The organism is Pseudoalteromonas piscicida, assembly GCF_000238315.3.
Taxonomy (GTDB): domain Bacteria; phylum Pseudomonadota; class Gammaproteobacteria; order Enterobacterales; family Alteromonadaceae; genus Pseudoalteromonas; species Pseudoalteromonas piscicida.
Genome location: NZ_CP011924.1, coordinates 1,745,197 through 1,764,118 on the forward strand (window position 1 = coordinate 1,745,197; position 18,922 = coordinate 1,764,118).

At 44.6% G+C, this 18,922-nt stretch carries 19 protein-coding genes; 5 read left to right on the forward strand and 14 right to left on the reverse strand.

All coding sequences use genetic code 11. The annotated features are described in order from the left end of the window. Window positions 1-140: 140 nt before the first annotated feature. Window positions 141-2,759, forward strand: a complete 2,619-nt coding sequence (gene glnD / locus PPIS_RS08030) for a [protein-PII] uridylyltransferase (RefSeq protein WP_010371310.1) — start codon at window positions 141-143, stop codon at window positions 2,757-2,759. A gap of 10 nt (window positions 2,760-2,769) precedes the next feature. Beyond that, a complete protein-coding gene (gene dapD / locus PPIS_RS08035; protein ID WP_010371306.1) occupies window positions 2,770-3,597 on the forward strand; it encodes a 2,3,4,5-tetrahydropyridine-2,6-dicarboxylate N-succinyltransferase in 828 nt (275 codons plus the stop codon). A gap of 49 nt (window positions 3,598-3,646) precedes the next feature. Here the strand turns inward: dapD and PPIS_RS08040 are convergent, their stop codons facing one another. The 11 genes from PPIS_RS08040 to rpoE form a co-directional block, all read right to left on the reverse strand. Next, window positions 3,647-5,701, reverse strand: coding sequence for a TonB-dependent receptor (locus tag PPIS_RS08040; protein ID WP_019647325.1), 2,055 nt, complete (start codon window positions 5,699-5,701; stop codon window positions 3,647-3,649). An 81-nt stretch (window positions 5,702-5,782) separates the two neighbouring features. Then, a complete protein-coding gene (gene pdxJ, locus PPIS_RS08045; RefSeq protein ID WP_010371301.1) occupies window positions 5,783-6,517 on the reverse strand; it encodes a pyridoxine 5'-phosphate synthase in 735 nt (244 codons plus the stop codon). Between the two features lie 93 nt (window positions 6,518-6,610). After that, window positions 6,611-7,303 carry a DNA repair protein RecO gene (gene recO, locus PPIS_RS08050; RefSeq protein ID WP_010371297.1) on the reverse strand — a complete coding sequence of 231 codons (693 nt, stop codon included), beginning with the start codon at window positions 7,301-7,303 and terminating at the stop codon, window positions 6,611-6,613. Next, complete coding sequence (gene era / locus PPIS_RS08055) at window positions 7,304-8,203, reverse strand: GTPase Era (RefSeq protein WP_010371295.1); 900 nt, start codon at window positions 8,201-8,203, stop codon at window positions 7,304-7,306. Next, window positions 8,193-8,870 carry a ribonuclease III gene (gene rnc / locus PPIS_RS08060; protein ID WP_010371291.1) on the reverse strand — a complete coding sequence of 226 codons (678 nt, stop codon included), beginning with the start codon at window positions 8,868-8,870 and terminating at the stop codon, window positions 8,193-8,195. The genes era and rnc overlap by 11 nt, the downstream gene beginning before the upstream one ends. Window positions 8,871-8,872: 2 nt before the next feature. Beyond that, complete coding sequence (gene lepB / locus PPIS_RS08065; protein ID WP_010371286.1) at window positions 8,873-9,808, reverse strand: signal peptidase I; 936 nt, start codon at window positions 9,806-9,808, stop codon at window positions 8,873-8,875. A 12-nt stretch (window positions 9,809-9,820) separates the two neighbouring features. Further along, entirely contained in the window at window positions 9,821-11,608 is a 1,788-nt protein-coding gene (gene lepA, locus PPIS_RS08070; RefSeq protein ID WP_010371282.1) for a translation elongation factor 4, read from the reverse strand. Between the two features lie 59 nt (window positions 11,609-11,667). Continuing rightward, complete coding sequence (locus PPIS_RS08075; protein WP_010371278.1) at window positions 11,668-12,126, reverse strand: SoxR reducing system RseC family protein; 459 nt, start codon at window positions 12,124-12,126, stop codon at window positions 11,668-11,670. Further along, window positions 12,123-13,073: a MucB/RseB C-terminal domain-containing protein gene (locus tag PPIS_RS08080; RefSeq protein WP_010371273.1), complete on the reverse strand. Its 951-nt coding sequence runs from the start codon at window positions 13,071-13,073 to the stop codon at window positions 12,123-12,125. The genes PPIS_RS08075 and PPIS_RS08080 overlap by 4 nt, the downstream gene beginning before the upstream one ends. Next, on the reverse strand, window positions 13,074-13,685 hold the full coding sequence (locus tag PPIS_RS08085; protein ID WP_010371270.1) for a sigma-E factor negative regulatory protein: 612 nt from the start codon (window positions 13,683-13,685) through the stop codon (window positions 13,074-13,076). Window position 13,686: 1 nt separating this feature from the next. Then, complete coding sequence (gene rpoE / locus PPIS_RS08090) at window positions 13,687-14,268, reverse strand: RNA polymerase sigma factor RpoE (RefSeq protein WP_010371267.1); 582 nt, start codon at window positions 14,266-14,268, stop codon at window positions 13,687-13,689. Window positions 14,269-14,564: 296 nt separating this feature from the next. On the opposite strand from rpoE, the gene nadB reads away from it, so the two are divergent. Beyond that, the gene (gene nadB / locus PPIS_RS08095) at window positions 14,565-16,166 is read left to right on the forward strand and encodes an L-aspartate oxidase (protein WP_010371264.1); all 1,602 of its coding nucleotides are present in this window, start codon (window positions 14,565-14,567) and stop codon (window positions 16,164-16,166) included. A 57-nt stretch (window positions 16,167-16,223) separates the two neighbouring features. Here nadB and PPIS_RS08100 read toward each other — a convergent pair whose 3' ends face one another. Both PPIS_RS08100 and PPIS_RS08105 read right to left on the reverse strand, forming a co-directional pair. Then, window positions 16,224-16,577 (reverse strand): protein YgfX, encoded by a 354-nt coding sequence (locus PPIS_RS08100; RefSeq protein ID WP_371712077.1) that lies wholly within the window; start codon window positions 16,575-16,577, stop codon window positions 16,224-16,226. Window positions 16,578-16,617: 40 nt separating this feature from the next. Then, a complete protein-coding gene (locus PPIS_RS08105; RefSeq protein WP_010371260.1) occupies window positions 16,618-16,869 on the reverse strand; it encodes an FAD assembly factor SdhE in 252 nt (83 codons plus the stop codon). A gap of 160 nt (window positions 16,870-17,029) precedes the next feature. Between PPIS_RS08105 and ygfZ the strand changes: the two genes are divergently transcribed. Both ygfZ and PPIS_RS08115 read left to right on the forward strand, forming a co-directional pair. After that, complete coding sequence (ygfZ, locus tag PPIS_RS08110) at window positions 17,030-17,941, forward strand: tRNA-modifying protein YgfZ (protein WP_010371258.1); 912 nt, start codon at window positions 17,030-17,032, stop codon at window positions 17,939-17,941. A gap of 11 nt (window positions 17,942-17,952) precedes the next feature. Beyond that, the gene (locus PPIS_RS08115; RefSeq protein ID WP_010371256.1) at window positions 17,953-18,438 is read left to right on the forward strand and encodes an FKBP-type peptidyl-prolyl cis-trans isomerase; all 486 of its coding nucleotides are present in this window, start codon (window positions 17,953-17,955) and stop codon (window positions 18,436-18,438) included. Between the two features lie 31 nt (window positions 18,439-18,469). Here PPIS_RS08115 and PPIS_RS08120 read toward each other — a convergent pair whose 3' ends face one another. Then, window positions 18,470-18,919 carry a hypothetical protein gene (locus tag PPIS_RS08120; protein WP_010371255.1) on the reverse strand — a complete coding sequence of 150 codons (450 nt, stop codon included), beginning with the start codon at window positions 18,917-18,919 and terminating at the stop codon, window positions 18,470-18,472. Window positions 18,920-18,922 lie beyond the last annotated feature (3 nt).

The window sequence follows — 18,922 nt, forward strand, 5'->3', positions numbered from 1 at the left end:
CCCCTTGTGTTTAGATATCAGTTACACGCGATGCTAGTTGCCCAATCCTTGACCCTTCACCTCCCCGTCACTCGCAATTCTTATTTATTTAGTGTAAAACAGGACTCTACTGTTTTTGCGCGCATGACACAGGATCCTAAGTGGCATTACCGAACAAAGTGAAGACGCTTCTTGATGAAGCACAAGAACTTACCGATTACCGTGATTGTCTTGCTTTTTTCTACAAATGGTTAAGCAATCAATTTGCCAAGCAACCCGTTAGAAATCTAATTAACTCTCGCGCTGAATTTATCGACCGATTGTTGATTAAACTGTTTAATGAAACTGGACTGGCGCATCAACCAGACTTGTCGTTAATCGCCATTGGTGGTTACGGCCGTGGTGAGTTACACCCGTTCTCTGATATCGATTTTTTGGTGCTGACCAAATCCGTTCCCTGTGAAAAAGTGACCAGCAGTTTAGAGCGTTTTGTCACTTATCTATGGGATTTAGGTCTAGATATCGGTCATAGCGTAAGAACCCATGAACAAGTCCTAGAACAAAAACAAAATGACGTTCACTTTGCCACAAGCCTGCTGGAAAGCCGCCTCATTTGTGGTAACCATATTGAATATGAACACCTCAAACGGCATATCGTTGAAACCCCAATTTGGCAATCTAGTGACTTTTTTATCGCCAAGGTCAATGAGCAGAATATTCGCCATAAAAAATGCCATGGTACCGCCTATAACCTTGAGCCTAATATTAAAGAAAACCCCGGTGGCCTGCGCGACCTGCAAACCATTTTTTGGGTCGCTAAAAAGCACTTCCGCGCTGAAACTTTGGAAGAGTTAATCAATCACGGTTATTTGACCCATGAAGAATATCAAGAGCTGTTAGAGTGCATCGAAAACCTGTGGAACATTCGCTTTGCGCTACATTTGGCCGCTGGTCGCAGTGAGAACCGCTTACTGTTTGACCATCAACCACATGCCGCAGAGCTCCTCGGTTTCGGCTCTGAAGGTAAAGCTTCAGTTGAGCGTATGATGAAACGCTTATTTAGGATCATGAGCCGAGTGCGCGAAATGAACCAGATGCTGCTCTCCTATTTCGAACAAAGTATTCTTCCTGAGCAGTTGGAACAAGAAGCCGTGCCTCTCGACAGAAACTTTGAGCGTATTGGCAATAAAATTCGCGTTAAGAATCCCTCGGTCTTTTTCCGTCGAGAGAATTTGTTTGTCCTCTTTGAACATATTGCAGACAACCCTAAAATCAATCAGATTGACCCAAGTACCATACGTACTATGCGCCAAGTCAGACGCCGTTTATTAGGCGATTTGCAAGATTACGCAGGCTGTCGTGACGCTTTTTTAAGGTTATTGAAACACCCTAATGGCATGGGGCGAGCGTTTACTCTGATGCATAAACACGGGATCATCGCCGCCTATTTACCGCAGTGGCGTAATATTTTTGGTCAAATGCAGTTCGATCTGTTTCACGCCTACACAGTGGATGAGCATACCCATAAGCTTATCAATAACATCTACCGCTATTTCGATAAAGAGCATATTAGTGAATTCCCGATTTGTTCTGAAATTGTTGCCCGCATGGACAAGCCCGAGCTACTTTACTTAGCGGGGATCTTTCACGATATTGCCAAAGGCCGAGGTGGCGACCATTCCGAGCTTGGCGCCGTTGACGCCATGGCATTTACCAAAATGCACGGCTTCACCGCATCCGACGCTAAATTAGTAGCTTGGCTGGTGCAAAATCACCTACTGATGTCTGTCACAGCCCAACGTAAAGATATTAATGACCCCGATGTTATTGCTGAATTTGCACAAAAAGTGAAAAACGAACGTCAGCTAGATTATCTCTATTGCTTAACGGTTGCCGACATTCGTGCCACCAACGACAACCTTTGGAACGACTGGAAAAACACCCTCTTACGCGAGCTATATCTACATACTCAACGGGCATTGCGCTTGGGCCTTGAAAACCCAATGGATATGCGCGATCAGATCCGTGATAAGAAGCGCCAAGCCAAGCAACGGCTGATTAATTTGGGCTACTTCGAAGAGTACATTGACCTTATTTGGTCACGCTTTAAGGCCAATTATTTTACTGCCTTTAGTGAACAGCAGATCTCTTGGCATACTGAGCACTTATTACAGTCTGATGATTTAAGTCAGCCAAGCGTGATCGTCTCTGACAAGCCCATGCATGGCGGGACGCAAGTATTCGTATACAGTCCTTATGAATCTGCGTTATTCGCCAAATTGGTCAGTGTAATTGGTTCTAAAAAAGCACAGATCCAGCATGCTCAGGTCATGACCACAAAAGATGGCTATGTTGTCTTTAGTTTTGTTATCTTAGAAGTGAATGGCGACCCACTCAGTACTGGCCGTGCAGCTGGGATCAGAAAAGGCTTGGAAACTTTACTGAAAGATCCAAAAAGAAAGATCCGGGTTAAGAAAAACCGCTCACAGAAGTTTAAAGACTTTAATATCAAACCTAAAATTATACTGCGCCCGCATGCACGCGACGATCGCAGCCTAATTGAAATTCAGGCCATTGATATTCCGGGGTTACTGACTAAAATTGCTGAGGTATTTCAGGCCTATTCACTACATATTCATGCCGCGCGCATTACAACCGTCGGCGAACGCGCAGAAGACTTTTTCGTCGTCTCAAACAAAGATTACAAGGCACTAGATGAAGTACAAAAAGCTGAGCTTCATCGCGCCCTACTCAAAAAATTAAATGCAGAAACAGATTAACGAGGAATTTATGTCTGATTTAAAAACGACTATTGAAACCGCGTGGGAAAACCGCGATACCATTACCCCAACAGCAGTATCAGACGAAGTAAAACAAGCAATTGTCAATGCATTGGAAATGCTAGATTCAGGTGCAGCGCGTGTTGCTGAAAAAATTAGTGGTGAGTGGGTTGTACATCAATGGTTGAAAAAGGCGGTACTCCTGTCTTTTAGAATTCGTGACAACCAACCAATGAGCGATGGCGTTAACCAGTTTTACGACAAAGTACCATTAAAATTCTCAGACTATACGCCAGAGCAGTTCCAACAAGGGGGTATGCGCGTAGTACCAAACGCGGTAGCGCGTCAGGGCAGCTTTGTCGGTAAGAACGTGGTCCTAATGCCGTCTTACGTTAATATTGGTGCTTACGTCGACGAAGGCACTATGGTAGACACTTGGGCAACCGTGGGCTCGTGTGCACAGATCGGTAAAAACGTACACCTATCTGGCGGTGTAGGCATTGGCGGCGTATTAGAGCCGCTACAAGCCAATCCAACGATTATTGAAGATAACTGTTTCATCGGCGCACGTTCTGAAATCGTAGAAGGTGTGATTGTTGAAGAAGGTGCGGTTATCTCCATGGGTGTCTATATTTCACAAAGTACTCGTATTTACGACCGTGAAACAGGCGAAACCCATTATGGTCGCGTACCAGCCGGTGCGGTGGTAGTACCAGGTTCACTACCAAGCAAAGATGGCTCTCATAGCCTGTATGCAGCAATTATTGTGAAAAGAGTAGATCAGCAAACCCGCGAAAAAGTTGGGATCAATGCACTACTTCGCTCGCTAGACGACTAAATATCACGATAGTTTCACAAAGGGAGCTTTCTGCTCCCTTTTTCATGTATTACCAGCGGTAGTCCAGTGAAACCAGAATGTTTCTTGGTCTTCCTGGAAAGTACCTTTCACCACTAAATGAAGTGTAATCGGCACGCTCAGCATAACGTTCGTCGGTTAGGTTTTTCACTCTCATCGTCAACGCCAAATGCGGATTTACCTGCCACTTTCCTCGTAAGCTCAGCAAGTCGTGACCAGAATAACGATGAAGATTTTCGGGGTCAGTAAAATACTCTCCTACATGATGCCAAGCCAAAGACCAACTGAGATTATCCAGTGCTTGCCAGCGTAATTGGGCGTTAATGACGTTCCTTGGTGCTGAATCTAGATCGTTGCCGTTAATATTGATGCCACCAAGAATATTATCTTGTTCATAGGTATGTTTGGCACGCGTTGCGGCGAGATCTAGTTGCCAATGTGCTGAAAATGAATAACTCAGCTCCAACTCCACACCTCGGTGTCTTGAGCGACCATCGTTGATATAGAAAAAGTCACTATCTCGGAAGATCAAATTTTCTTTTTCCATGTCATAAATCGCGACCTGATAGTCAAGACTATCTGCACTCCCCTTTAGGCCAAGTTCGATATTGTCCGCCTTTTCTTCCTCTAGCGATGCTTTTAGCTGCGCTCGCTGCAATTGGTAAAGCTCAGCAGTTTGTGGTGCGCGATAGCCTTGAGACACGTTAGCATAGGCAATATGCCGCTCAGTAAACGCATAGCTTAGGCCAAATTTTGGTGAAAAATAAGCAAAGCTATCTTTGCCACTGGCTGGGCGACTATAACGGCATCCTCCCATTGCACACACCGAACCATCTTCTTTGGTACGCCCAGTAGGCAAAAAGTTGCGATAATCGTATTTCATTGACTCAAAACGACCGCCCAGTTCAACTAACCAGTTACCCTGTCGCCAACTGAGATTTGCAAAAGGCGCGAGTTGCCTTGCATCTACCTCATAGTCGTAGTGTTTTCCTGTGGGAATAGTCGAGTGTAAAAATGCAGAGCCTTCAGTCGGCGTAGGCTGATACTGCAACATTTCGCCTTGGGTATATTCCGCATCCATTCCCCAATCTAGTTGTATTGAGTCACTTAATTCAGTGTGTATAAGCGTTTGCAGCCCCACACCAGTTTGACCATTTTCTTCAAACGGCTTACCCGGCAAGAAATGCTTAACAAATTCCATCTCTTGCCAGCGGACATAAGGTTTTATCACTACGGTGTTGCTATCATCAACGTGCCCGGTTATTTCTGTCCAAGCTCTAAATGACTCTGCCTTTCTATATGCTTCAGGGTTTTCGTTTTGCTTTGCCAATTGCTTATTTTTATAGCTGTCCACTCCTGTTACATAACCCGCAGTTTGCTGATCTAAGTGGGTGTATGTCATTCCAGATACGACACCAATCTTCTCACCTTCATATTGGTGTTTGACGCTTAACTTTTGTTGCTCAACGCTTTCATCGTCACGATAACCCGAATCTTTTGTAAGGGTTAACGCTGCGCCCAAGCCAAGGGCTTTATCGCCAGCTTGTATCCGAGTTCGGCTATAACCATAGGAGCCGATATCTAATGCAATCCTAGGTGTCTTTTGAATGCTGTTTGAAGTAATCACATTAACCACTCCATGCACCGCATTAGAGCCATATAATACGCTGTTTGGCCCTTTTAGCACTTCTATACGCTCAGCCGCTTCAAAGTGCGATTCAAAGAGTTCATTGATATTACAAAAGCCTGCGGCTCTGAGTGCAATACCATCTTCCGCCATTAAAATGCCGCCACATGCGCCTGCACCAGAGAGCACTTGAGAACGCAACGCAGGCAGATACTCTTGACCATTACCATGCTGTATATTTGCGCCAGCAACGAGCCTCAACGCCTTTTCGATATGTGTGACGCCTATGTCATCTAATTGAGCTTCTGTGAGCGAAGAGAGGCTTACAGGGCGCTCTCCTGCCGTCTCAGCCAATCTGGATGCCGTAGTAGTGATGATTTCAAATTCGTTGTTCTCTGTCGCTTCGCTAAGTTGTGGTGCAAGGGCACAACTTGCAAAGACCAACACCATTTTTTTCATTTTGATACCAATTGTATTAGCCTGATTACAAGGCAAAAAGAAAGGGCTGCACAGCCCTTTCTTTTCCTTTACCACTAAGCGTTATGCTTGTCTCGCCTCTAACATCAAACGCTTCATATCTCGTACTGCCTTTTCCAGTCCATCAATTGCCGCTCGAGCAACAATGGCATGACCAATGTTCAGTTCGTAGATTTCTGGCATTTGTGCAATCGGTTTAACATTATGATAATGCAAACCATGGCCAGCGTTGACAATAAGACCTAGGCCATAAGCATACTGAACGCCTTCACGAATGCGTTCAAGCTCAGCGGTCATTTCGGTGTCGTTCTCAGCATCAGCATAAGCACCGGTGTGGATCTCAATGTAAGGCGCACCGGTTTGCTTTGCAGCATCTAGCTGCTTTTTATCCGCGTCGATGAACAAGCTTACTTTGATACCTGCATCAGCTAGACGCTGAGTTGCCGCTGTGATCCTATCTAGATTACCCGCAACGTCTAAGCCACCTTCCGTGGTTAATTCTTCGCGCTTTTCTGGCACTAGGCAAACATATTCAGGTTTAACTTCGCAAGCGATGTCGAGCATTTCGTCAGTTACTGCGATTTCTAGATTCATACGTGTTTGGATGGTTTTTGCCATCACGTAAACATCGCGATCTTGAATATGGCGACGATCTTCGCGTAAGTGAATAGTAATGCCGTCGGCACCTGCGTGCTCAGCTACTGCAGCTGCATGTGCTGGATCAGGATAGCTAGTGCCACGCGCCTGACGAAGCGTTGCAATATGGTCTACGTTGACGCCAAGTAAAATATCTTTCATCGTTTATCCCTTGATAATATGACGTAGCAAGTGGATTACCCACTTATTACCGCGATACCAATTTACCGATTTATACTTTTGATTAAATTGGTATTATTTCTTTGAAATAAATAGTTCTCTACTTTTCAGCCCTTGCTTACCAACCAGCGGTGCCATTAATTTTCGTGTTAATAGCTTAGCCGCCTTTCTCACGGCAAGGTCTTGGAAATCTTGATTGGCAATGGCCAATAACATACTGCCCGGTATCGTATCAGGTTCACGACCGACTGCAATAAAACCGTACTCAGATACGTACTTATACGCGGCTTTTGGCCGCACTGGATTACCTTCTGCGTCAAACTCCAGTTCCACCCCGAAACCCAATTCACCCAACAATTGCAACTCAAAACTGCGTAAGATAGGTTCCACATCTTCATCTTGGGCCAAACGCATTAAATGTAGTTGATAGAGCGCAAAGATCTGCTCTAGCGGTTCGTTGGTGGGTACCACGCGTTGTGTTAGCTCATTGAGATACAAGCCACAATATAACTGCCGCCCAACGAGTTGGATTTGGTTGTCTGTGGGCTCAAAACGGTTTACGTATTTAAAGTCGTATTTGCCTGCATATTGCAGTAAAAGTAATGAAAATGGCCGCAACTGGGCATTATGTTTGAGGGATTGCTTGCCCTTTACTCGGGCAAGCATTTTGAGTTGTCCAACGCCTTCGACCAGTACGTCAAGCAGTACCTGAGAATCGCTATAAGGTCTGCGATGTAACAGATAGGCCTGTCGAAAGTCGCTATCCAATCAGTCTTCTCCGTACCCTAAGCTACGAAGAGCACGTTCGTCGTCTGCCCAGCCAGATTTCACTTTAACCCAGCATTCGAGATAGACTTTGTTGTCTAGCATGTTTTCAAGATCTTTACGCGCTTCGCGACCGATCACTTTGAGCTTTTCGCCTTTGTTGCCGATCACCATGCGTTTTTGCGATTCGCGCTCAACAAGGATCAACGCGTTTATCTGCCAAACGCCGTTGTCTTGCCACTTAAACTGTTCGATCTCAACCGTCACCGAGTACGGTAGCTCATCGCCCATAAAGCGCATCAGCTTTTCACGCACGATCTCTGCCGCCATAAAACGCATTGAGCGATCGGTAACGTAATCTTCAGGGAAATAGAATTCACATGCAGGTAAACGCTTGTGCACTTCTTCTCTGATCATATCAACGTTCTTACCTTGCTTCGCAGAGATAGGTACGATCCCGATAAAATCACCCTGTTCACTCAACCACTGAATATGTGGCATCAACAAGTCTTTATCTTTTACCTGATCGGTTTTATTCATCACCACCAAGATAGGACGACCGCTGTCTTTAACTTTAGCCAGTACCATTTCGTCATCAGGCGTCCAATGCGTCCCTTCTACGACAAAAATAACCAGTTCAACATCGCCGATTGAGCTTGATGCTGCTCGGTTCATTAAGCGGTTAATTGCACGCTTTTCTTCAATATGAAGTCCTGGCGTATCAACGTACACCGCTTGATAGTTACCCTCAGTATGGATCCCCATGATGCGGTGACGAGTGGTTTGTGGTTTACGCGAGGTAATACTTACCTTTTGCTCTACCAATTTATTTAATAGTGTCGATTTACCTACGTTAGGTCTACCGACAATGGCAATCATGCCGCAATGTGTATCAAGCGTCATTCTTTAATATCTTAAGCGCTTTTTCGGCAGCTTTTTGCTCAGCTTTACGTCGCGAGCTGCCTACTGAAATTATACTTTCCATCCCTTCCACTATACATTCGACCGTGAATGTTTGGTTGTGAGCTTGCCCTTTGGTATCTATTACAGTGTAGCCCGGTAAAGGTAATTTTCGAGCTTGTAGATACTCCTGCAGCAGCGTCTTCGGGTCTTTTTGGTTATGACCAGGTGAAATCGCAGTTAAGCGTGATTCGTACCAACTTAGTACCAAATCTCTACACACGTCGATGTCAGAGTCTAAGAAAACGGCACCAATAATGGCTTCTACTGCATCTGCGAGTGTTGACTCACGGCGAAACCCGCCGCTCTTCAGCTCACCTGGACCTAGGCGCAGATAATCACCCAGCGCGAATTCCACACCGAATTCGGCCAGCGTTTGACCACGCACTAACGTTGAGCGCATGCGGCTTAAATCACCTTCACGCGCTTTTGGAAACTTGTGATACAAAGCATTTGCAATCACAAAGCTTAAAATAGAGTCGCCCAAAAATTCGAGACGCTCGTTGTGCTGGCCTTTGTGACTGCGATGCGTCAAAGCCTGCTCAAGCAGCGCCTTATCAGAGAAGTTGTACCCTATTTTATTATAAAGTTCTTCTACGTTTCTTTTCATTTTTACTGAATACTACCTAGGCGTTCAAAACGAACACCAGTTGGAACCCACCCTGGCAAAATGCTGTCTGGGCCATTATCAAAATCAAAACTTAACCAAATAAATACCGCTCTTCCAACCAAGTTTTCATCAGGTACAAAACCCCACATACGACTATCTTGGCTGTTATTACGGTTATCACCCATCGCAAAATAACTTCCCTCTGGTACTACCCACTCATCGCGGCGAGTACCTGGTTGTTGATAGTAGCGATCTGTTAACTCTAACACTTCAGGATTAATTAAAATATCATGTTCTACGTTTGGCAAATGCTCGGTTAGACGCACTAACTGCATTGGGCCTTGCGTAAACTCGTCACGATTTACAATATCTACATCAATCTTATTATATTCGCCACACGTCAACCCGTTTGCTTCGCTCTGCCCGTCTTCACACTTAGGTTTAATGTAAAGCTGACGATTGCGATAAACAATGTGGTCGCCCGGTAAACCAACAATACGTTTGATGAAATCAATACGCTCGTCTAGCGGAAACTTGAACACCGCAATATCACCACGCTCAGGTGTACCCGTTTCAACAATTTTGCTACGCCACACGGGGTCTTTAATCCCATAAGCATATTTTTCCACTAGAATAAAATCGCCATCCAATAAGGTTGGCATCATTGAGCCTGATGGAATTTGAAACGGTTCAAAAATAAACGAACGGAAAATCGTGATCGCGGCAATCATAGGAAAAATTGATTTCGCGTTTTCAACAATGGCAGGTTCAGGTGCGATTTCCGCAATGATGTCGGCATCCAACTGAGTGTCAGACGCACCTTGCGCAATAGCAAGCCTAGCTTGTCTTTTTGGTGCATACACCAAATGATCGATCAACCAAATAAGGCCTGAACCGACCGTGAGTAGCACCAATAAAATTGAAAAATAACCTGCCATTTGTATTTCCTGTTACTTACCTACTTTCAATATTGCTAAGAATGCGTCTTGTGGCACTTCAACGTTACCAAGTTGCTTCATACGCTTCTTACCTTCTTTTTGCTTTTGCAGTAGCTTTTTCTTACGGCTCACGTCACCACCATAACATTTCGCGATTACGTTTTTACGTAACTGTTTAACTGTACTGCGCGCAATAACGTGATTACCAATTGCAGCTTGAATAGCAATATCAAACATTTGGCGAGGGATCAATTCTCTCAGCGCTTCAGCTAACTGACGGCCACGCGTTTGTGAACCATCGCGGTGAACAATTATTGCAAGCGCATCAACGCGGTCACCATTGAACAGAATATCCACACGCACCATGTCTGATGCTTCAAAACGCTTGAAGTTGTAATCTAGTGATGCAAAACCACGGCTGGTAGACTTCAACTTATCAAAGAAATCCATCACCACTTCCGACATAGGCAATTCATAGGTTAACGCAACTTGCTTACCGTGATAGGTCATCTTGGTCTGCATACCACGCTTTTCAACACACAGCGTGATCACGTTTCCTAAATATTCTTGCGGAACGAGAATATTTGCTTCAACGATTGGTTCACGAATTTCAATAATGTCGTTTACCGGTGGTAAATCCGATGGGTTATCGATTTTCACCACACCGTGCTTAGTTTCTACTTCATAGATTACCGTTGGAGCTGTGGTGATCAGATCCATGTCGTATTCGCGTTCAAGGCGCTCTTGAATGATCTCCATGTGGAGCATACCAAGGAAGCCACAACGGAAACCAAAACCTAGTGCTGTTGAGTTCTCAGGCTCGAAGAATAGTGATGCATCGTTGAGACTCAATTTATTAAGCGCATCGCGGAAGTTTTCGTAGTCATCGGATGAAATTGGGAACATTCCCGCGTATACCTGAGGCTTCACCTTTTGGAAACCAGGCAAACGGTCTGTTGCAGAATCACGAGCCATGGTAATGGTATCACCAACTGGTGCTCCATGGATGTCTTTGATACCTGCGATAACAAAACCTACTTCACCCGTTCTCAACACCCCGGTATTAGTCTGCTTCGGTGTAAAGATACCAACCTTATCTACTTGGTGAGCTTGCTCAGTAGACATGATCTTGATCTTCTCGCCCGCTCTTAATTCACCGTTTTTAATACGTACCAATGACACTACGCCTTGGTACGGGTCAAACCATGAATCGATAATCAGTGCCTGTAGTGGCGCATTTGGCTCACCTTCTGGTGGCGGAATATCACGTACGATCACTTCGAGCACTTCATCAATGCCGATACCCGTTTTCGCACTACAACGAACCGCTTCTAATGCTTCAATACCAACGATATCTTCAATTTCTTCGGCTACGCGAAGTGGATCAGCCTGTGGTAAGTCAATTTTGTTCAGAACCGGAATAACTTCCAAGTCCATCTCAAGTGCAGTGTAACAGTTCGCTAGTGTTTGTGCTTCTACACCTTGACCCGCGTCAACAACCAATAACGCACCTTCACAAGCGGCTAGAGAGCGCGAAACTTCATAAGTGAAGTCAACGTGTCCCGGTGTATCGATAAAGTTTAGCTGGTAGGTTTCACCATCTTTTGCTTGATAGTTAAGCGTTACACTCTGTGCTTTGATGGTAATACCGCGCTCACGTTCGATGTCCATCGAATCCAGTACCTGCTGCTGCATTTCGCGGTCTGTTAAACCTCCACAAACTTGGATTAAGCGGTCTGATAGCGTCGATTTTCCATGGTCAATGTGGGCAATAATAGAAAAGTTACGGATATGCTTCATATACTGGATTCAATACTTCTGTTAGTCACAAATAGAGATTAAGGCCTCGATTTTACATTTTATTTAGTACAATCACCATCTATTTGCGTTATTGGTAGGCTAATTGGGTAAATTTTTATCACTTTTACCTGATGTTTGAGTTTATCCCCTTGGACTCTGGCGAAAAATAAACCGAGTGCAGCACTCGTAAATGCAATAAGTATCTGCAAAGGTTCATTGAGACCAAGTACGAGGGCCGCGATAAACATGCCGGCAAAAGCAAAAAGCAATGGCATCATGTAAACATAAAACGCATGTTTCACCACATTAGTGTCGTCTAATGCCAACTTAATTTTTTGGCCAATTTCGACAGATTCCGTCAAATCTACAGGGAATTGTTTTTTGTGGGTGCCAAAGAGTTTGGCAAATACTTGGGAGCCGCATTTGCCGTTACAGCCTTCACAAGCGGGTTTTGGCTGTGCTTCTAAGTAGACAGTTGCGCCTTTTATGGCGGCAACTGTCAGAGTTTGTTCTATCATAAAGGTCTTTTCACAGACTCAGCGATTGCTTTTGCGGTCATTGCTGGAATATTTCCAACTACGGATACGTCAAAGGCACCAGTGTTGTGTACGTACACCGTTGTCGCACCTGACGAAAGCGCTCCACTTGGGCGCTGGCCCGGTAAAGGACGTTGTACAAATACCGAAATATCGACAAGGCCGTCGGAAAACAAGTAGTAGTCTGCCAGCTCATTGTTTAAATCTAACTTATGTCTGTCAGATTTTAGCAGCTCAAAGCCCTGAGGTAACCAACCAATTTGCCAATTGTTTTTCGTGCCATTCTCAAGTGTCTTCAACAATCCAGATACGGCTTCAGGAAACTGCTTTTGGGAAAGTTCTAACAATTGCTCGGCTGGGGTTTCAGTCACGCTGATATGGGTAAGCTGAAGCTGTTCTAACAACTCGCCTTGTTGGTTTACGTAAGCGGATTTTAGCAACAGAGATGACTCGGTATCGATCCACAACCAATAGTTGTATTTAGCGTCGTCCTTTGCTTCTAATCTGACAAGCTGAGCAGGTCTGTCAACAATCCGACCTTTACCACCTAAGACAAAATCATAACTTTCTTTGAGGCTGTCGATATTTTTGAATAAAACTTCGGGAATAGGGCCTGCTATCGAATCTGTTTGGATGGTGTAAGGCTCAGACTTTGGTTCAAAATAAGTCACTTTGTCACCAATGCGGATCATTTCAAGTCCAGCACCATTGAGCAAACTTAAAAGCTCAAATTCAGTCCCATCTTGGTTACCATGAAGCCAACGGTAAGGCTCCATAGATTTTCCTTTCACCACGACAAACGATGCATCAAAGTTTCTATGATGCACCGCTTCGGCCATGTCTTTTAGCAGTTGTTTGGCTGATACGCTTTCATTTGCCCACAGCCAACTAGAGAAAAATACACTTACTACAACTAACAGTGCTCTCATTTATTGCTCTTTTTCCTCTTGCTTTTCAGCTGTGTTGTTTTCACCAGATTGCTGCAGCGCATATGCCATGCGAGACTGCCTTTGATGCTCTAGCACCAATGCACCAATGCGTTGTTGCTGTAACTCTCTAATGCCTTTAGCCGCTGATTCAAGCGCAGGCTCAGTTGATAAGCTCACAGGAGAAACGCCTCCAGCAAAAGGAGTAGATTGCAACTGTAACGCATCGCCCGCAGGTAAAGTCGTGTCAGTGCTTAGCGTATTAACCCCAAGCACAGCAAACAATGACACACTTGCCGCGATAGCTACTTGTGCAAACGGCTTACGCCATGCACTTAGCTCAATCACATTGCTCTTTGGCGTCGTTTCTTTCACTTGCTCAACGGCCGGCTCACTATACGTTTGCTCTTGTTCAAGTGCCGCTGCAAAGCTGCTGGTGATATCAATGCAAGGTGTGTCTTGCTTTTGACTACGCATTACATCACCAATCAAGGCATACCGAGCAAACTTTTGTTCGTCTAAACGAACATCAGTTTCAGCGTTGAGTGACAGATCACCGTCAAAAATTTGCGATGTCGTTAAATCTTCTGTCACTTGTTTTTCAGCTTGTGCCATATTAAGACTCACCTATTAATGGGTTCAAATTGTTATCTATCGCTTCCCTTGCGCGAAAAATTCTCGAACGAACTGTACCTACAGGACAATCCATAATGACAGCTATTTCCTCGTAGCTCATGCCTTCAATTTCACGCAAAGTAATTGCGGTTTTTAAATCGTCAGGCAAGCGCTCGATAGTTTTGAAAATCACTGCTTTCACTTCGTCGCTTAACAATAGATTTTCCGGTGAAGCGTTCGATCTTAATTGGTCTGCACCATCATAAAACTCAGCTTCTTCCGCATCTACGTCGTTTGCTGGCGGCTTTCGACCAAGCGCCACCAAATAATTTTTTGAACAGTTAACCGCGATTCTATACAACCAAGTATAAAATGCGCTCTCGCCCCTAAAGTTAGGCAACGCTCGATAAGCTTTAATGAACGTTTCCTGTGCCACATCTGCCACATCGCCTTGATTCGCTACATAACGAGAAATTAGCGCTGCGACTTTATTTTGATACTTGGCAACTAACAGGTTGAATGCGTTTTTATCTCCCTGTTGAACGCGTTTAACTATATCTAGATCTAAATCCTGCTCGCTCATTCGAGCCGGTACTCCTCTTTTTGCTTTTCTAAATCGTATCTAGTTGCCATCATTCACAGCTACTCTGACTTAGTACTGAATAAAAAGTTCTGTTTTTTTGTATTTTTTTTTAAAATAAACGAATTCATCCATCTTTGCGTACTAGTTCTTGGCTGCTTTTTCGCATTATTCCATTAGCAGTCACACAAAATGTTCTAAATGATTCTCATTAAACGGAACAAACTCTCTGCCTTCTATGATAGCAGATGTGGTATAAATAGCAGAATTAAACGCAAAAACAGTAAAGATCTTCGAATATGAAAAATACGACTCACCACAATACTGATGTAGTCATTATTGGTAGTGGCGCTGCTGGACTCTCTCTTGCGCTTTCTTTGGCAAACCACTGTAAGGTTACCGTGATAAGCAAAGGGGCGTTAAAAGAAGGCTCCACACTTTATGCTCAAGGTGGCATTGCCGCAGTATTCGATAAGAAAAATGACAGTATTGAATCACATGTCGAAGACACACTTGCGGCAGGCGCTGGTTTGTGTGACCGCGATGCGGTGCACTACACCGCATCAAATGCAAAAAATTGCTTGAAGTGGCTGATTGAACAAGGCGTACCATTTGATATGGAAGTGGATAGCAAAGGGAAAGAGCGCTTTCATTTAACCCGCGAAGGTGGGCATTCACATCGTCGTATATTGCACGCAGCTGATGCAACGGGTAAAGCCGTTCAAACCACATTAATTAGCCAAGTGCAGTTACACCCAAAAATTAATATACTTGAGCAATACAACGCCATCGATCTCATCAAAGATAAACATGGCGACTCAAGCGATATCAAAGGCGTTTACGTCTATAATCGCAAAGCGGATAGAGTTGAGAGCATCTCGGCTAAGTTTGTCGCTTTAGCGACGGGTGGCGCAAGTAAAGTTTACTTGTATACCTCAAATCCAGATGTTTCTTCGGGTGACGGCATCGCAATGGCGTGGCGTGCGGGTTGTCGTGTGGCCAACATGGAGTTTAACCAATTTCATCCAACCAGCTTATACCACCCTGAGCTACAAAACTTTTTAATCACCGAAGCCATGCGCGGTGAAGGCGCGCTGCTTAAACGTCCTGACGGCACACGTTTTATGCCTGACTTCGATGAGCGCGAAGAACTCGCCCCTCGCGATGTGGTCGCCCGTGCCATTGATTATGAGATGAAACGATTGGGCGCAAATTGCGTCTATCTTGATATCTCACATAAAGACAAAGAGTTCATCATAGAGCACTTCCCTACGATTTATGCTAAGTGCTTAAGTGTTGGTTTAGATATCACCAAAGAGCCAATCCCCGTAGTGCCAGCGGCGCATTATACTTGCGGTGGTGTTATGACTGACTTTAACGGTCGTACTGACATCGACAATTTATATGCAATCGGCGAAGTGGCTTACACAGGTCTACACGGCGCAAACCGCATGGCGAGTAACTCGTTGTTAGAATGCATTGTGTTTGCCCACGCTGCCGCAAAAGATATTTTAGCTAAAATCGATAATCGTCCTGAGCCATCTAAGTTACCAGATTGGGACGAAAGCCGTGTCAGCGACTCGGACGAAGAAGTAGTGATTACCCACAACTGGCACGAACTTAGATTGTTTATGTGGGATTATGTTGGCATTGTTCGCTCAACTAAACGGTTAGAACGTGCGCTACGCCGCGTTGAGTTATTACAGCAAGAGATCCATGATTATTACGCCAACTTCAGAGTGAGTAACAACCTGCTTGAATTACGTAACTTAGTACAAGTAGCTGAACTGATTATTCGCAGCGCGTTAGAACGTAAAGAAAGTCGTGGACTGCACTATACCATTGACTTCCCAGACATGGCTGAAAACTCCACACCGACCGTTTTGTCACCGACAAAATAATAATATTTGCATGTAGAGCATGTGCTGATTTTTATCGCCATGCTCTGGTCGCTGTTTCTAATTGGCTTGCAGCGCAGTGCGACAGAGTAAACGCCAGTCCGCTTCTGGTATTGCCTGTCGAGTCAAAAATATCTGCTGCTTAGCTTGGTTCGCATCCATGATTTTTAGCGCTATTTGACTATCAAACCATATGGTCGCACCAATAAGCTGCCCTTTGCAATTTATCGTTTGCGACTGTATTTCAATGAAGTTTTCTTTTGGGAGCATGAGTACAGTACCCGCTTTTGGCGTACGAGATAGAACAGTTTGCCAACTGCAATAACCCGTCACGGCAAACACGATTGCCACTAACCACCACAGCGTAGGAAACAGCAGAAACAGGATAAAAGCGAGGCAAGAAAAAAGAACCACAAAGAAGGCGTGGTTCTGAAGATTGTGTTGAAAGTCGATTCTACACGCGGATCCGATCAAGGATTAACTTAACCATGCGTTTTAGCTCTGGATCTGGACATTCTTCATGACCCATAAACCAAGCGAATAAATCTGGATCCTCACAGGTAACTAGACGCTGAAACACGTACTTACCTTCGTCGGATAGCGCGTCATAAGCCTGCTCAACAAACGGCTCCAAAATAACGTCCAGCTCTAACATGCCACGACGGCAAGCCCATTTAACTCGAGCTTTAGGCAGTAACTCAACCATAAACTGATTAACCCCTCATAAACTATTGAGAAAATTATACCCACTGTGCAGAACATATGCCATAAAACTTATAGAAATGGCACATTGAAATCGTCCGTCCCTATCTCCACTTATGATTTTACGGTAACATTACGAAAACACTTTAATAGGGATCAATATTATGTCAATTGCTCGTGCTTATGCGCTTCCGTTCAAGGTTATTCGCATTTCAGGACAAGATAAACTTAGCTATTTGCACGGTCAGGTTACTCAAGACATTAACCTTATCAAAGAAGATAATTTTATGTGGTCTGGGCATTGTAGCCCTAAAGGCAAGCTTTGGTCTGTGTCGCGCTTAACTCGCTATCAAGACGACTACTTAATGCTTGCTGGTGTAGCCGAAGCTGAAGCATCACTTCGTGAGCTAAAAAAGTACGGCGTTTTTGCCAAAGTTGACATTGATTTTGCTGACTGCGAAGTCTTTGGCTTAATGACTCAGGACAGTAAAGCGCTTGCTACTGCCTTTGGCGTTGAGCTTTCGTCTGACGCAAGTGCTGTGGATGTTGCCAACGGCAAGCTGCTAAAACTCGCAGACGAGCGCTTTGTTTTCATCGCGTTCGAAGGCGCAAGTTTACCCGCGGACGTGGAACAACAAAGCAATCCAGCACCGTTTATTGCGGCCAGCATTTTAGCAGGAGAGCCAAGCCTTGATGCAGATCACGTGGACGAATTTGTACCACAAATGGTTAACCTTCAAGCCCTTAACGGGATCAGCTTTAAGAAAGGTTGCTATACTGGTCAAGAAACCGTAGCTCGTATGCGCTATCTTGGTAAAAACAAACGTGCCATGTACATAGTGACAGGCAATGCTGCAGAGCGCATCGAAGAGGCAGACATTGAGCTGCAGATTGAAGACAACTGGCGTCGTGGTGGCAAGGTTATTCAACAAACCTTTGATGCTCACAGCGGCCGTTATTATGCGCTGGCTGTGATGCCAAATGACACACCACAAGACGCGGTGCTAAGAGCAAAAAATTCACCAGAGGTGAGTCTTACTATTCAACCTCTACCTTATTCTTTAGAAGACAACTAACGGGATCTTATATGATTATTGGCCCTAACTCGGTAGTGACAATCCACTACTCAGTTCAAGACAAAGACAACAACACGATTGATAGCACATTTGATGATGAGCCTGTGATAGCGATGCTTGGCTCAGGCTATCTGATCCCAGGTCTTGATGATGCCCTACAAGGCAAACAAGCTGGTGACACTTTCAGTGTGACCATCGAGCCACAAGAAGGCTATGGTGAACGCTTTGACGAACTGACTCAGGCGGTTCCTAAATCAATGTTTGAAGATATGGAAATCGAAGTGGGTATGCAATTTAGAGCGACCACCGACGAAGGCGACCAAATCGTTGTGATCATTGGTATCGAAGACGAAGAAGTCATCGTTGACGCGAACCACCCGCTTTCTGGGATCACGCTGAACTTTGACGTTGAAGTGCTTGAAGTACGTGAAGCTACAGCTGAAGAAGTTGCCCACGGGCATGTTCATGGCGAAGGCGGTTGTGGTCACGACCACTAAGATTAGTCAAGTTACTAATAGAAAGCGCTGATCATTCAGCGCTTTTTTCTTGTTTAAGTTTACTTTCCATTGCCGTAACCAAGTTGGCTTGGTCATTAGTTCCTAAGCGATATTTAGTGCCGTCCTTCATCACCACTTCGAGTGCCTTGAATCCAGCAACTGTGTATACCCAACCGTCTGTACTGATCCGCATGCCAATGCCATGACGTAGAGAATTAGTCACGGGTTGAACATAATCGATATCGTCAAACTTTAAGGTCATTTTGGCGACCGACGGTCCAAACCACCAGCTTAACGTTTGTTGCTCTTGGTTCACTTGAATGGTTAAACCGTAAAAAATAAACGCAACAAGCGCGAGGATCACCAAAAAGCTGACAAAGGCGAAATTGCTACCTGTTAGGAAAATTGCCAATATGGTAAAACTGGCGATAAAGGCTAGAAACAGCCATATAACCCATGCAAACTGTGTATTTTTATACATCGA